This is a genomic window from Ruegeria sp. BHSA162, assembly GCF_059613385.1.
Genome location: NZ_JBXWSK010000030.1, coordinates 25510 through 39073, shown reverse-complemented (window position 1 = coordinate 39073; position 13564 = coordinate 25510). Strand labels below are relative to the sequence as shown.

The window sequence follows — 13564 nt, the reverse complement described above, 5'->3', positions numbered from 1 at the left end:
CTGCACCCGGTTGAAGCCGTTGGGCAGCCGAAAGCAACAAGGGCAGCCCCAGGGCGACAACGACCAATGCCGTGTCGCCGCCCAGCCAGAAAGCAGCCAGGCACAATGCAGGCACGAATGCCAGAACTTGCGGCATTGCCAGAACAGTCAGCAGAGCATTCTGAAAACTCTGGGGTGAGAACCTTTTCAGCATCGATTCCGGCCTTCCAATTGGGCGAACTGCGTCCAATCGGAGGCTAGGAAATCATTCTGAGTCAGACGTTAACGCAGAAGCGGAATTTCTTCCGAATTTTCGCCGTTTTTGCCGGGGTCCAGCATCAGGCCGGCAAAATCGAACAGCTTGGGATCCAGCAAGTGCGAGGGCCGGGCATTGGTCAGCGCGCGGAACATCACCTGCCGGCGGCCGGGGCTGTTCTTTTCCCATTGGTCCAGAATCTGTTTGACCTGCTGTCGTTGCAGGCCGTCCTGACTGCCGCACAGGTCGCAGGGGATGATCGGATAGTTCATCGCCTTGGCGAATTTCTCGCAATCGGCCTCGGCCACATGGGCCAGCGGGCGATAGACGAACAGGTCGCCTTCTTCGTTCACCAGTTTCGGAGGCATGGTCGCCAGACGGCCGCCGTGGAACAGGTTCATGAAGAAGGTTTCCAGGATGTCATCGCGGTGATGCCCCAGCACCACGGCCGAGCACCCTTCCTCGCGCGCGATCCGGTACAGGTTGCCACGGCGCAGGCGCGAGCACAGCGCGCAATAGGTGCGGCCCTGCGGCACCTTGTCGACCACGATGGAATAGGTGTCCTGGTACTCGATCCGGTGCGGCACGCCCATGCGTTCCAGAAACTCGGGCAGCACGGTGGCCGGAAAGCCCGGCTGCCCCTGATCCAGATTGCAGGCCAGCAGGTCCACGGGCAGCAGACCGCGCCATTTCAACTCGTACAGAACGGCCAACAGGGTATAGCTGTCCTTGCCGCCGGACAGGCAAACCAGCCAGCGCGGCGGCTTGCCGTCCTTGTCGTGGGCCGACGGGTCAACCATGCCGTATTGCTCGATCGCCTCGCGCGTCTGGCGCACGATGCGTTTGCGCAGCTTCTTGAACTCGGTGGTCGAGGGCGCACCAGCAAACAGCGGATGGATATCGTCGGCTTCGTCGAACATGCGCAGCCCCTACCGCAGATGCGCCGACCGGGCAAGGCCCGCCTAGCCGGACAGCCGGCCCAGCAGGGCGTCAGTGTCCAGCCCCGAGACCGATCCGGGTACGCGCCCGCTTTCGCCCAGAACCCGGGTGGCGATGTATCCATCGGCCACCGCACCGGGCGCGTGGCGCAGCAGCAGTGCGGCGGTGAGCAGATGCGCGGTGGCCTCGGCGAACCAGCGGGCCTCGGCCTCGGGGGGCAGGGTCGGCCAACGGTCGCGATGCGCCTTCAGCGCGGCGTCATAGCGGCGGTCGGCTCCGGTTGCCGCGTCCAGTTCGGCCTGCACGGTCTGGGCGGCCAGCGGGTCGCGCGCAAGGCTGCGCAGAATGTCCAGGCAGATCACGTTGCCAGACCCCTCCCAGATGCCGTTCAGGGGCGCTTCGCGATAGATCATCGGCATCGGCGTGTCGTCGACATAGCCCATGCCGCCCAGCACCTCCATCGCCTCGACCGCAACGACGGGGCAGCGCTTGTTCGACAGGAACTTGGCAAGCGCCACCCCGATCCGGGCAAAGGCGCGGTCTTCGGCAGTGTCCCCGTCAAAGGCGCGGGCCACGCGCAGGCCGAGGGTCAGCGCGCCTTCCCAGTCCAGTACCAGATCGGCCAGAACGGCGCGCATCAGAGGCTGGTCGATCAGGCGGCGCTGAAAGGCGCTGCGATGGCTGACCCAGTGATGTGCTTCGGACAGGGCCGCGCGCATCAGGCCGGCGGGGGCCATCGCGGTGTCGAGCCGGGTGTGATGCACCATCTCGATGATCGTGCGCACGCCGGCCCCCTCATCCCCCAGCTGATAGGCCAGCGCGTCATGGAACTCGACCTCGGACGAGGCATTGGCGCGGTTGCCCAGCTTGTCCTTGAGGCGCATCAGGTGGATGGCGTTGCGCTCGCCTTCCAGCCAGCGGGGCACCAGAAAGCAGGTCAGCCCGCCGGGCGCCTGCGCCAGCGTGAGGAACCCGTCGGACATCGGGGCCGAGCAGAACCATTTGTGGCCGCGCAGCCGCCAGGCATCGCCGTCGCGGGTGGCCGTGGTGGTATTGGCGCGCACGTCCGAGCCGCCCTGTTTTTCGGTCATCGCCATGCCCAAGGTCGCCGAGCGTTTTTCTCTGATCGGGCGGGGGGCTGGGTCATAAGTGTCGGCGGTCAGTTTCGGGCGCCAGATTTCGGCCAGTTCGGGGTTGGCGGCCAGCGCCGGCACGGCGGCATAGGTCATGGTCAGCGGGCAGCAATGGCCCGGCTCGACCTGGCTGGCCAGATAGACCATCGCGGCATGGGTCGCGTGACCGCCCGGCGCTCCGTCCCAGGCAAGCGCGGCATAGCCGGCCGATTGGCTCAGATCCATCATGTGATGATAGGCCGGGTGGAACCGCACCTCATCCAGGCGGCGGCCGCCCCGGTCGAAGAGGCAGAGTTCGGGCGGGTGCAGGTTGGCGTCGCGCCCGGCGTCGCGCGTTTCGGCCCGGCCCAGAGCGGTCCCGTAGGCGGCCAGTGGGGTCGCCCGCGCCCCGGCGCGCGTGGCGCAATCGCGCAGAACCGGGTCCGAGGTCCACAGGTCGGTGTCGCCGCGCTCGGGCGGTTGGTTCGTCACCGCATGCGTGGGCAGAGACTGGCGGGCGTTGGATCTGGACATGGGCGCCTCGGAGAGTTTTTGCTGAAACCGATGTTCAGCGGCGCACCCCCCTTGGGTCAAGCTTGACGGGGTGTCAGATCAGGGCGCGTCGGGTTTGTCGTCGGGCACCGGGTCATAGCCGTCGCCGCCCCAGGGGTGGCAGCGCCCGATGCGGCGCGCGGCCAGCCACGCGCCCTTGATCGGGCCGTGCTTTTCCAGCGCTTCCAGCGCATAGGCCGAGCAGGTCGGCTGATAGCGACAGTTGAACCCCACCCACGGGCTGAAGATCAGCCGGTAGGCCTGAATGGGCAGCGCGAGGATATGAGCAAGCAGGGTCATTTGCTTGGGCTGTGGATCTTGCGCAGGGCTTGGCGCAGATCGTCCAGCAAAGCGTCAAAGGGGCGGGCGGCGGTCACCTCGGCCCGTCCGATCAGGACGTAATCCCATCCGTCCCGGCCATGGTCCGGCAGAACGGCGCGGGCCGCCTCGCGCAGGCGGCGCTTGGCCCGGTTGCGGGCCACGGCATTGCCGACCTTTTTCGAGCAGGTGAAACCGACGCGAATGCCCTCGGCCTCATCCGGGGCGCGCTTGCGGGCCTGCACCATCATGGAAGGCGTGCCCTGTCTGCGCGCTCGAGCGGCCCTGAGGAAATCGCTGCGCTTGCGCAGCACCGACAGGGCAGGCGCGCAAACGGACGCCGCCGGGGGCATATCCCCGGGGTGGTCAGTGCCATCCACAGGGGCCTCCGGCGGCGTCATGTTCAAAACCTGAAAGGTCGCGCGGTTTATGCGCTCAGCGACTTGCGGCCGCGGGCACGGCGAGCGTTCAGGATCTTGCGGCCGGCCTTGGTGGCCATGCGCGCGCGGAAACCGTGGCGGCGTTTGCGAACCAGGTTCGAAGGCTGATAGGTGCGTTTCATCGCTCCGTCTCCAATCTTTGGCGGTCGGGTGCGGCGCGGATTCGCCTGCCCGTGGTGTTCGAAGCCCGTCCTCTACTGGGAACCGGCGGGCAAGTCAAACCCCATCGCATGGGTTTTCGTGCCTTTTGCAACAATTCTGTCGGGCGACCGGGCAAAAGTTTCAGAATCAGCCCGAGGATGGCGGATTTCTCACATTGAACCGGTGCGTGTTCAACCCGGCGTGAGGACCCTGTTGCACAGAGGGTCAAGTGCGCATCTTGTGGGGCAGATGAAGCATTCGAACCCGGACGACGAAATGACCGAAACCACCCAGGTGCCGCGCAGCGGGCTGGCACGACATATTCCCCTGATCGTGATCCTGACGGTTGCCGTCGTCGGCTTTTTTGCGCTGGGCGACTACCTGACCTTTGAAACCCTACGCGACAATCGCGAGGCGTTGTTGGCCTGGCGCGATGCCAATTACTGGTCGTTGGCGGGCGTTTTCATCCTGGTTTACGTCCTGATCGTCACCTTTTCTTTGCCCGGTGCGGCCGTGGCCTCGATGACGGGCGGGTTCCTGTTCGGGCTGTTCGCGGGCACCGTGTTCAACGTATTTGCCGCAACCGTGGGGGCCTCGGCGATCTTTCTGGCGGCCCGTTGGGGGTTGGGTGAGACGTTGACGGCGCGGCTGGAGGCTTCGGAAGGCACCGTCAAGCGAATCAAGGACGGGTTGCGCGAGAACGAGATCCCGGTGCTGTTCCTGATGCGGCTGGTGCCGGTGGTGCCGTTCTTCGTCGCCAATCTGGTGCCGGCGCTGGTGGGGGTAAAGTTCCGGAACTTTCTGCTGACCACGGCGCTGGGCATCATTCCGGGCGGCATCGTCTATACTTGGATCGGCGTCGGTCTGGGCGGTGTGTTCGACCGGGGCGAGACGCCGGACCTGTCGCTGCTGACCGAGCCCTTCGTGATCGGCCCGATCCTGGGCCTGTGCGCGCTGGCGGCTCTGCCGATTCTCATCAAACTCATTCGCGGCCGAAGGGGCCTTTGATCCATGCAAGAGCTCAAGACCGACATCCTGGTGATCGGGGCCGGGTCGGGCGGCCTGTCGGTGGCTGCCGGGGCCAGCCAGATGGGCGCCGACGTGATCCTGCTGGAAGGGCACAAGATGGGTGGCGACTGCCTGAACTATGGCTGCGTCCCGTCCAAGGCCCTGCTGGCCAGCGCCAAGCTGGCCCATGCACAGAGCCATGCCGCGCCATTCGGCGTTGCCGACCACGCGCCGCAGGTGGACTATGCCGCCGCCAAGGATCATGTGCGGGACGTGATCGCGCAGATTGAGCCCATGGACAGCCAGGAACGGTTCGAAGGTTTCGGCGTGCGCGTCATTCGCGACTGGGGGACGTTTCTGTCGCCCACGCAGGTTCAGGCCGGCGATTTCGTCATCACCCCCCGCCGCGTGGTGCTGGCCACGGGCTCGTCCCCGCTGGTTCCGCCGATCCCGGGGCTGGATGGCGTGCCGTTTGAGACCAACGAGACCATCTTCGACCTGCGCGACATGCCCGACCACCTGCTGATCATCGGCGGGGGACCCATCGGCATGGAAATGGCGCAGGCCCATGTCCGGCTGGGCTGCAAGGTGACGGTGATCGAAGGCGCGCGGGCGCTGGGCAAGGATGACCCCGAGGCGGCCGCAATGGTATTGGAGGCTCTGCGCGCCGAAGGGGTCGAAATTCTGGAACATGCAATGGTGGCCCGGGTGCGCGGGAAGGCCGGGGCGGTCGAGGTCGTCACCGAGGACGGCGTGGTCCATGCAGGCACGCACCTGCTGCTGGCGGTGGGCCGCAAGGCCAACACCGACCGCCTGAACCTGCAGGCTGCCGGGATCGACCGGACGCACACGGGCATCAAGGTGGATGACAGCCTGCGCACCACCAACCGAAAGGTCTATGCGATCGGCGACGTCGCGGGCGGGCTGCAGTTCACCCATGTGGCGGGGTATCACGCCGGGGTCATCATCCGTTCGGCCCTGTTCGGGCTGCGGTCCAAGGCCAAGACGGCGCACATCCCCTGGGCGACCTATACCGACCCCGAACTGGCCCAGGTCGGCCTGACCGAGGCGCAGGCGCGCGACCGCCACGGCGACAGGGTCGAGATCGCCCGGTTCGACTATGCCCACAACGATCGCGCCGTGGCCGAACGCAAAACGACCGGGTTCATCAAGGTCATGGTCGTCAAGGGGCGCCCGGTGGGGGCCACAATCGTGGGGCATCAGGCCGGCGAACTGATCAACTTGTGGTCTCTGGCGCTGGCCAATAACCTGAAGATGAGCCAGATCGCGGCGATGGTGTCGCCCTATCCCACGATCGGAGAGCTTAACAAACGGGTGGCGGGCGCCTATTTCTCGCCAAGACTGTTTGAGAATCAGATGGTTGAACGAGTGGTCAGGCTGGTCCAGCGCTGGATCCCCTGATCGGGAAAGGAGCGCCACTTGAACTCGCTGTCGGGTCGTTTCCTGATCTTGACGACGGTCTTCGTGATGTTGGCCGAGGTGCTGATCTTCGTGCCGTCGATCGCGCGATTCCGCGAGGATTTTCTTCTGAACCGGCTGGAACGCGCCCAGATCGCCTCGCTGGCGCTGCTGGCAGACGACATGCTGGCCGACGAGCTGGAGGCCGAGCTTCTGGCCAATGCCGGGGTCTACAACGTGGTGCTGCGCCGGGACGAGGTGCGCCAGCTGATGCTGTCGTCCCCTATCCCAGACCAGGTTGCCAAGACCTATGATCTGAGGGGCGCCGGGCCCTGGGTTCTCATTCGGGACGCGATGATCCGTTTCTTCACGCCCGAGAACCAGGTCATTCGCGTCATCGGGCAGCCTGTGCGGGATGCGGGTCTGCTTATCGAAGTCACCATGGACAGCGCGCCCCTGCGTATGGCGATGATCGACTATGGCCTGCGCATCCTCGGCCTGTCCTTTGTCATCTCGATCATCACCGCGTTTTTCCTGTTCCTTGCGGTGCGGGTGGTTCTGGTGCGCCCGATCAAAAGCGTGGTGGGCTACATGCAGCGTTACGCCCGTGCACCCGAGGATGCGCGCGGCATCATCTCCCCCCAATCCAAGGTGACCGAACTGCGCGAGGCTGAAGAAGCCCTGCAGATGCTGCAGACCGACCTGACCCAGGCCCTGAAACAGCGCGAGAGGCTGGCACAATTGGGTGGCGCTGTGGCCAAAGTCAGCCACGATCTGCGCAACATCCTGACCTCGGCCCAGCTGTTCACTGACCGGATCGAAGCCAGCGACGACCCGTTGGTCCGACGGATGGCGCCCAAGCTGGTCAACTCGATCACCCGGGCGGTGTCCCTGTGCGAAAGTACGCTGGCCTTCGGGCGGGCGGAAGAGCCCGCGCCCACCCTGACCATGGTGCGGTTGCGCGATATCGCTGCCGACGTAGCGTCCAGCGAGGCTCTGGCCGTAGACGGTGGCTGTATCGAAATTGCCAACGACGTTCCGGACGATCTGGTCGTTCGGGCCGATCCGGAACAGATGTTCCGGGTCATCATGAACCTTGTGCGCAACGCACGCCAAGCACTGATGACATCCGGCCAACCGGGAAAAATCACGATCTCGGCCTCCGAAGATCAGGACGCATGGGTCATCGAGGTTCGGGATACCGGCCCCGGTTTGCCGCCACGAGCGCAGGAGAATCTGTTCACGCCGTTTCAGGGTGGTGTGCGCAAAGGTGGCTCGGGCCTGGGTCTGGCGATTTCGCAGGAACTGGTGCGCGGCCACGGGGGAGAATTGGTGCTGACCAGCACCGGCCCGGAGGGCACGGTCTTTAAAATAAGGCTCCCACGGGGGGAGATGGGTTTTTGAAATATTTTTGAAGAATCGGGTTGCACGTCCCGAACGCCGGGTCTAAATACCGCCTCACCAACGCGGACCGATAGCTCAGCTGGATAGAGTACTTGACTACGAATCAAGGGGTCGGGGGTTCGAATCCTCCTCGGTCCGCCACTGGTAACTCCCGAAAAACAGTGTTTTCGTCAGTATGGCCCATGTGGTGAATACGAGGTGTTCTGTCTCAAGACAACTTCGAGGCAACCGCGCTGGGTTTAATGGGGTGTTTCACCCCATTCCATATGGTCCTCCTTCCTGTAGTTCGCCGAATGCCGCCCAAACCTCGTGGCAGGCGCGTTCGAACGCCACATCATCTTTTGGGATGCTGGCCTTGAAATTTGGGTAAGACATGTGGTTGCCCAAGTTCATCAGCACGGTCACGAGGTGGTTGCGCGGTATGAATGCCCGGAAACGGTAGTCGCCGCCCGGTGTTTCGATCACCTGACCGTCCATGCCATAGTCGCGCAGCAATTCGGCATCCTGTGCGCGGCGAAACCGCAGGCAGACGCGGGATCCCATGTGCGGCCCGCTGGTGTTGCCGTCCTCATCCATGGCAACGGCTGAGAAAAAGCCCGAACCCTCGGGCGTCGAGAATGCTACCCACATCTGCAGGTCCTCCTATTTTTGGGAAAGGGCGCGCGGTCTATCAGAAAAAATACGGGGTCGTCAAATCGAGGGGGCTTTCGCGCTGGGTTGCTTGGCCTGGAGGCGCAAACCGAGACCTCAAAATCCGGCAGTGGATACGTGGTGGTTGGAGGCTATTCGTACCCATCCAGTTTTGCCGTGATCGCCTCCTGTTGCGGCAATTTCTCTGCATAGCGGTCGCTGAGATATCTAAGACGCTGTGCTGAACAGACGCTCATACCGATGGTTCCTTTGTGGGCCGGTTCGCGGCATCTTGTACTTGCTGGCCGCGTTGGCGGCTTCGTCCGTAGAGCGGCCATTGGTGGACGATGCGGCGAACTGGTGGTTGGACGAGCCGAGGGGCAGGGAAGGGTTGGCTGGCTCAGTATCCGGTGCCTACCCGATGCCCACAGCCAGACTTACTCCAACTTGACCCAAGCCGCGTTTCTGGACGAGCTTTGCACACAAGCGGCTACAAATTTGACGCCGTCTAGCCCGTCGTGCACGGTTGGGTAAACAACGGACGCCTCAGGTGAAATCCCATTTCGGAAAGCCTGGATCGCCTCAGCAGCCTCTCCGTAAATATTGGCGAACCCTTCAAGATATCCTTCGGGATGGCCCGGAGGAACTCTGCTCAAGCGATTGGCAGCGTCACCAGCTCCAGCGCCATTGCGGGTGATCAGACGCTTTGGTTCGTTGTAGGGCGTGAACCAGAGATAGTTCGGGTCTTCCTGAGCCCACTCCAGCCCACCTTTTTCGCCGTAGACCCGCAACCGAAGTGCGTTTTCGTTGCCGGGAGCCACCTGAGAGGACCACAGCATACCCCGCGCGCCGCCCTCGAAGCGAAGCAATACGTGGGCGTTGTCATCGACTTGGCGCCCCGGGACGAAGGCTTGCAGATCCGCCGCAAGGCTTTCCGCCCTCAGCCCGGTCACAAAACAAGCGAGGTTGTAGGCATGGGTTCCGATGTCACCGGTTGATCCGCCCGCGCCCGAGCGTTCGGGATCGGTTCGCCACTCCGCCTGTTTGAAATCCTGCTGCTCGGTCAGCCAGTCCTGCGGGTATTCAACCTGGACGACGCGGATTTTGCCGATATCGCCGTTGGCAACCATTTCACGCGCCTGCCGAACCATCGGGTAGCCTGTGTAATTGTGGGTCAGTATGAACAGGGCATTCGCGCTTTCCGCCGCTTTGACCAGTTTTTTTGCATCGGCAAGGGTCGAGGTGAGTGGTTTGTCGCAAATGACGTGAATCCCGCGTTTCAGGAATTCACGCGCGGCGGTATAGTGGACGTGATTTGGCGTGACGATTGAGACCGCCTCGATCCCGGATTTGAGCCGAGCTTCCCGGATCGCCATTTGTTTGAAGTCTTCATAGACCCGTTCGAGACCCAATGCCCGGCCGCTTTCAATGGATTTTTCGGGCGTCGAAGACAAAGCGCCGGCAACCAGTTCGAACCTGTCGTCCAATCGTGCTGCTATGCGATGAACGCCGCCTATGAAGGCGTCATTTCCACCGCCGACCATGCCAAGCCGAATGCGACCCGAGGCTTCTTCACTGCGTCCTGTAACCATTATTCAATCCCCAGCATTTTGCGATTGGCGGCTTCGTCAGCACCACCGTCCGCGAAATCATCAAAGGCTTTCTCAGTCACACGGATGATGTGATCCGACACAAACTGAGCGCCCTCACGCGCTCCATCTTCGGGGTGTTTTAGACAGCATTCCCATTCGACCACAGCCCAGCCGTCAAAGTCGTTCGCCGCCATTTTTGAGAAGACGGCCCCGAAATCCACCTGGCCATCACCAAGCGACCGGAACCGGCCGGCACGATCGACCCAGCTTTGGTATCCTGAATAAACCCCTTGCCGCCCGGTCGGGTTGAATTCGGCATCTTTGACATGGAACATCCGGATTCGATCCTTGTAGATGTCAATATTGTCCAAATAGTCGAGGCATTGCAGCACGTAGTGCGATGGGTCGTACAACATGCAAGCCCTTGGATGATTGCCTGTCCGTTCGAGGAACATCTCGTAGGTCACGCCGTCGTGGAGGTCCTCTCCGGGGTGAATTTCGTAGCAGACATCGACGCCGCATTCCTCGGCGTGATTCAAGATCGGCACCCAACGACGCGCAAGCTCATCAAATGCCGTCTCAATCAAGCCGGCAGGGCGCTGTGGCCAGGGATAGACGTAGGGCCACGCCAACGCGCCCGAGAATGTCGCATGCGCCGAAATGCCCAGGTTCTTCGAAGCGGACAATGCTTTTTTGACCTGGTCTACGGCCCATTCTTGCCGGGCTTTCGGATTTCCTCTGACGCTCTCGGCGGCAAAGCCATCAAAGGCGCTGTCATAGGCCGGGTGAACGGCCACAAGCTGACCCTGAAGGTGCGTTGACAGTTCAGTGACTTCGACGCCATTTTCCCTGGCTTTGCCTTTGAAGTCATCGCAGTAACCGGTGCTGGACGCGGCCTGTTCAAGGTCGAACAACCGGCCATCCCAACTGGGAACCTGGACGCCCTTGTATCCACAGTCAGCCGCCCATTTTGTAATCGCGTCCCACGAATTGAACGGTGCTTCGTCCCCTGCGAATTGTGCAAGAAACAATGCTGGACCTTTGATCGTTTTCATAAGTTTCCTCCCCAAAACCTAAGCCGCTATGGCGGTAAATTTTCCCTCAGATAGATGTCGATACGGATACGTTCCTGCGCTTTGTTGAATGGGACTTTGTCCGAAGTCGCACGCAGAAGGCGGACGGCTGAACGAACAATGTGCCCGGTGTCTTGCGAGATCAGGGCGTCAAACGTGCCAAGCTTCAGAGCCTCTCGACTAAGCGGAGTCAACTCATGCGCTATGATCACCAAATCCTTGCTGAGCTTGTTTTCCGAAAGGAATTGAATAAGGCCGGCATTGCCCGCTGCTGACGAGTATATTCCGACCAGATCCGGGTAGGTTTCGAAGATCTCGGGCATCATCTTGTAAATCAGATCCGGGTCATCCCGGCCCTCAACAGACGCCACGACCTCGAGATGCGGAAACTCCTCGGCCACAACAAGATCAAAGCCCTGGCGACGCTCTAGGTGGTCACGTGCCAAACGAGAGCCAGTCAGAACCAGGACCTTGCCTTCCCGATGCACGAAACGCCCCATCAATTGACCGGCGGTTCGTCCTGCGGAAACGTTGTCAATTCCTACAAAGTGGTCTCGCTCGGAACTCGGCAGGTCAGACACCAAGGCAACCACCGGAACCCCTTTGTCCTTGAGCCGTCTCACGGCATCGCGAACAGAAGGCGTTTCGGGTCCGAAAACGGCAACTCCATCAACATCCAAACTATCGACAGCATCCAGAATGTTGACGATATCCTGCGGTTCAAACGGAGCGACCCTTTTGATCGTAATGCGTGTCCGCTCGATAAACTGGTCACGGGATTGCTCTGCGATCTGGTTGCTGATCGCTTCCACAAATTCATTGTCGGTGTCCGGCAAAACAAAAAGGAAATTGTAAACCCGGTTTCGTGCGAGGTTGGCCGCGGCGGTGTCGCGCACATACCCCAGTTCATCAATTGCCTTCTGTACTTTCTGAACGGTTACTGCGCGCACGCCGGGGCGCCTGTTCAAGACCCGGTCCACAGTCGCAAGACTGACGCCCGCAACCCGCGCGATGTCATTGACGGTTGGCTTCTTCACCAATTCTAGTTTTTGTTTTTGGTCTGCCACGTGTTCCTCAGCCCTCAAGCTCCCGCGCCAAGCCCTCGAACAACAAGGCAACGGCCTCAGCGCCGGGATCGTTATGTCCAACTAGGTTTTCTTCGGGAACATAAGCTGCTCGGCCCGCCTTCGCACGGCGAATTTTGGCCGTATTGTTCGCTCCTTCGCGGGCGGCATGTGCGGCATGGGTCAACCCCGATGGGAGAGCGGCAAGCGCGGGTGCCAAGGCGTCAATCATAGTTCTGTCGCCGACCTTGGCGCCTCCAACTTGGCTGACGCGTTTCAGGCCTTCTTCCAGGGATTTGGCTACGGTTGCCCCATTGGCACATGCGTCACCAGCTGCATTGAAGAAAATTGCTAGTATCACACCGGAGGAGCCACCCATGGTTTGGCTCAATTCATTGCCCAACGCCGGGAACAGCTGAGTCAAATCAGCGAGCGGCATGCGGTCAAGGCTGCCTTGCAGCGCTCTTGCGGCCGTCGCCAATGTGCTTCCTGTGTCGCCATCACCGGATTTCGCGTCCAGTTCGTTCAGATTCTTCTCAGCGTTGATGAGGAGTTCAGACAAGCGCGAGATCGTTTCCCTTGTGGTCGGATTGTTCGAAGGAATTGGATCGATCGGCGTCAGGCCGTCAGGCAATGGTGCCACTTTGATCGGGTCGATGGAATTGACCCCGGGCCACGCGGCCAGATCAACAGGTGCTTCAAGAGCTGACAAATCGGCCTGATCCACGGGTAGAATGGAAACAGAAAACCCGTGCATATCTAGCGATGTCATCATGGGGGCCGGACCGATGATATGGTGGGCAATACCGGTTTCGGACAAGGCGTGCGTTAGGACAGCCATTTCCAGCGGAGTCGTGGAACCGAGGTTGTTGACCAACGCCACACATTCCCCGGCCCCAAGCCGTTGCCTCAGCTTCTCCACCACTGTGGACATGGCCGATACGGCATTTGAGAATTCGACTTGCTGCACACCCGGCTCGCCATGGATGCCCAAACCAAGTTCCGCCTTGCCGGGTGCGATCCTGTCTTCTTTCGGAGATCCCGGAACGGTACAGGTGTCCAGGCTCATACCAATGCTGACAACCTTTTCGATGGTGCTACTGGCTGCTTTGGCAACGGTGTCCAGGTCAGCACCGCTTTCCGCAAGGGCTCCGGCGATTTTGTGCACGAACAACGTGCCTGCCACGCCACGTGGTTGCGGCAGGTCGGGCAGGGCGATGTCGTCGTCGACGACCACCATTTCAACCTTGCGACCCAATGCACGGGCGCGTTCAGCGGCCAGCCCAAAGTTCAGCCGGTCCCCGGTATAGTTCTTGACGATCAGCAAGCACCCAGCCTCACCCGTGACTGCAAGAATGCCCGCCAGAACCGCCTCGACAGACGGGGACGCAAACACTTCGCCGCAGACTGCGGCCGTCAGCATACCGGCGCCAACAAAGCCCGCATGGGCGGGCTCGTGACCTGACCCTCCACCGGACACCAACGCCACCTTCGACTTGTCCCAATCCGACCTGTAGACAACTTTGATATGCGGGTAGCCGTCCAGCCGGGTAAGCCTCCCTCCTGAGGAGGCCAGAAGACCGTCTATCGCATCTGTAACCAGAGTTTCTTTTGTGTTGAGGAACTGGGCCATGCTT

13 protein-coding genes, 1 tRNA gene and 1 pseudogene are annotated in these 13564 nt (G+C 61.6%); 4 read left to right on the top strand and 11 right to left on the bottom strand.

The window, feature by feature from the left end; genetic code table 11:
* The 6 genes and pseudogenes from AC2FM5_RS10775 to rpmH form a co-directional block, all read right to left on the bottom strand.
* Nucleotides 1-193 (bottom strand): annotated as a pseudogene (locus tag AC2FM5_RS10775) (hypothetical protein); the annotation flags it as partial.
* Between the two features lie 68 nt (nucleotides 194-261).
* Nucleotides 262-1155: a tRNA 2-thiocytidine(32) synthetase TtcA gene (ttcA, locus tag AC2FM5_RS10770; RefSeq protein WP_170601345.1), complete on the bottom strand. Its 894-nt coding sequence runs from the start codon at nucleotides 1153-1155 to the stop codon at nucleotides 262-264.
* 42 nt (nucleotides 1156-1197) lie between these two features.
* Nucleotides 1198-2820 (bottom strand): acyl-CoA dehydrogenase family protein, encoded by a 1623-nt coding sequence (locus tag AC2FM5_RS10765; RefSeq protein ID WP_496735490.1) that lies wholly within the window; start codon nucleotides 2818-2820, stop codon nucleotides 1198-1200.
* Between the two features lie 78 nt (nucleotides 2821-2898).
* The gene (yidD, locus tag AC2FM5_RS10760) at nucleotides 2899-3138 is read right to left on the bottom strand and encodes a membrane protein insertion efficiency factor YidD (RefSeq protein WP_496735488.1); all 240 of its coding nucleotides are present in this window, start codon (nucleotides 3136-3138) and stop codon (nucleotides 2899-2901) included.
* Complete coding sequence (gene rnpA, locus AC2FM5_RS10755) at nucleotides 3135-3557, bottom strand: ribonuclease P protein component (protein WP_496735487.1); 423 nt, start codon at nucleotides 3555-3557, stop codon at nucleotides 3135-3137. Before rnpA ends, yidD begins: the two co-directional genes overlap by 4 nt.
* A gap of 26 nt (nucleotides 3558-3583) precedes the next feature.
* Nucleotides 3584-3718, bottom strand: coding sequence for a 50S ribosomal protein L34 (gene rpmH / locus AC2FM5_RS10750; RefSeq protein WP_005980833.1), 135 nt, complete (start codon nucleotides 3716-3718; stop codon nucleotides 3584-3586).
* A gap of 268 nt (nucleotides 3719-3986) precedes the next feature.
* On the opposite strand from rpmH, the gene AC2FM5_RS10745 reads away from it, so the two are divergent.
* From AC2FM5_RS10745 to AC2FM5_RS10730, 4 genes are all read left to right on the top strand, one after another.
* Nucleotides 3987-4745 carry a TVP38/TMEM64 family protein gene (locus AC2FM5_RS10745; RefSeq protein WP_496735485.1) on the top strand — a complete coding sequence of 253 codons (759 nt, stop codon included), beginning with the start codon at nucleotides 3987-3989 and terminating at the stop codon, nucleotides 4743-4745.
* Nucleotides 4746-4748: 3 nt separating this feature from the next.
* Nucleotides 4749-6167 carry a dihydrolipoyl dehydrogenase family protein gene (locus AC2FM5_RS10740; RefSeq protein WP_496735483.1) on the top strand — a complete coding sequence of 473 codons (1419 nt, stop codon included), beginning with the start codon at nucleotides 4749-4751 and terminating at the stop codon, nucleotides 6165-6167.
* A gap of 18 nt (nucleotides 6168-6185) precedes the next feature.
* Entirely contained in the window at nucleotides 6186-7568 is a 1383-nt protein-coding gene (locus tag AC2FM5_RS10735) for a sensor histidine kinase (protein ID WP_480638388.1), read from the top strand.
* A gap of 64 nt (nucleotides 7569-7632) precedes the next feature.
* Nucleotides 7633-7709: transfer RNA gene (locus tag AC2FM5_RS10730), tRNA-Arg, on the top strand.
* A gap of 111 nt (nucleotides 7710-7820) precedes the next feature.
* Here AC2FM5_RS10730 and AC2FM5_RS10725 read toward each other — a convergent pair.
* The 5 genes from AC2FM5_RS10725 to AC2FM5_RS10705 all read right to left on the bottom strand — a co-directional run bounded on the left by AC2FM5_RS10725 (nucleotide 7821) and on the right by AC2FM5_RS10705 (nucleotide 13560).
* The gene (locus AC2FM5_RS10725) at nucleotides 7821-8198 is read right to left on the bottom strand and encodes a hypothetical protein (RefSeq protein ID WP_170368052.1); all 378 of its coding nucleotides are present in this window, start codon (nucleotides 8196-8198) and stop codon (nucleotides 7821-7823) included.
* A 437-nt stretch (nucleotides 8199-8635) separates the two neighbouring features.
* Nucleotides 8636-9790: a Gfo/Idh/MocA family protein gene (locus tag AC2FM5_RS10720; RefSeq protein ID WP_496735480.1), complete on the bottom strand. Its 1155-nt coding sequence runs from the start codon at nucleotides 9788-9790 to the stop codon at nucleotides 8636-8638.
* Entirely contained in the window at nucleotides 9790-10845 is a 1056-nt protein-coding gene (locus AC2FM5_RS10715; protein ID WP_496735478.1) for a sugar phosphate isomerase/epimerase family protein, read from the bottom strand. The genes AC2FM5_RS10720 and AC2FM5_RS10715 overlap by 1 nt, the downstream gene beginning before the upstream one ends.
* A gap of 26 nt (nucleotides 10846-10871) precedes the next feature.
* Complete coding sequence (locus tag AC2FM5_RS10710; RefSeq protein ID WP_170366378.1) at nucleotides 10872-11930, bottom strand: LacI family DNA-binding transcriptional regulator; 1059 nt, start codon at nucleotides 11928-11930, stop codon at nucleotides 10872-10874.
* 7 nt (nucleotides 11931-11937) lie between these two features.
* On the bottom strand, nucleotides 11938-13560 hold the full coding sequence (locus tag AC2FM5_RS10705) for a dihydroxyacetone kinase subunit DhaK (RefSeq protein ID WP_170368058.1): 1623 nt from the start codon (nucleotides 13558-13560) through the stop codon (nucleotides 11938-11940).
* Nucleotides 13561-13564 lie beyond the last annotated feature (4 nt).

What these genes read in the sequence shown, in the direction of transcription:
- AC2FM5_RS10745 (WP_496735485.1), top strand. Translation starts at nt 3,987, where the DNA reads ATGAAGCATTCGAACCCGGACGACGAAATGACCGAAACCACCCAGGTG.
- AC2FM5_RS10725 (WP_170368052.1), bottom strand. Translation starts at nt 8,198, where the DNA reads ATGTGGGTAGCATTCTCGACGCCCGAGGGTTCGGGCTTTTTCTCAGCC.
- AC2FM5_RS10765 (WP_496735490.1), bottom strand. Translation starts at nt 2,820, where the DNA reads ATGTCCAGATCCAACGCCCGCCAGTCTCTGCCCACGCATGCGGTGACG.
- AC2FM5_RS10720 (WP_496735480.1), bottom strand. Translation starts at nt 9,790, where the DNA reads ATGGTTACAGGACGCAGTGAAGAAGCCTCGGGTCGCATTCGGCTTGGC.
- ttcA (WP_170601345.1), bottom strand. Translation starts at nt 1,155, where the DNA reads ATGTTCGACGAAGCCGACGATATCCATCCGCTGTTTGCTGGTGCGCCC.
- AC2FM5_RS10715 (WP_496735478.1), bottom strand. Translation starts at nt 10,845, where the DNA reads ATGAAAACGATCAAAGGTCCAGCATTGTTTCTTGCACAATTCGCAGGG.
- AC2FM5_RS10740 (WP_496735483.1), top strand. Translation starts at nt 4,749, where the DNA reads ATGCAAGAGCTCAAGACCGACATCCTGGTGATCGGGGCCGGGTCGGGC.
- yidD (WP_496735488.1), bottom strand. Translation starts at nt 3,138, where the DNA reads ATGACCCTGCTTGCTCATATCCTCGCGCTGCCCATTCAGGCCTACCGG.
- AC2FM5_RS10705 (WP_170368058.1), bottom strand. Translation starts at nt 13,560, where the DNA reads ATGGCCCAGTTCCTCAACACAAAAGAAACTCTGGTTACAGATGCGATA.
- rpmH (WP_005980833.1), bottom strand. Translation starts at nt 3,718, where the DNA reads ATGAAACGCACCTATCAGCCTTCGAACCTGGTTCGCAAACGCCGCCAC.
- rnpA (WP_496735487.1), bottom strand. Translation starts at nt 3,557, where the DNA reads ATGACGCCGCCGGAGGCCCCTGTGGATGGCACTGACCACCCCGGGGAT.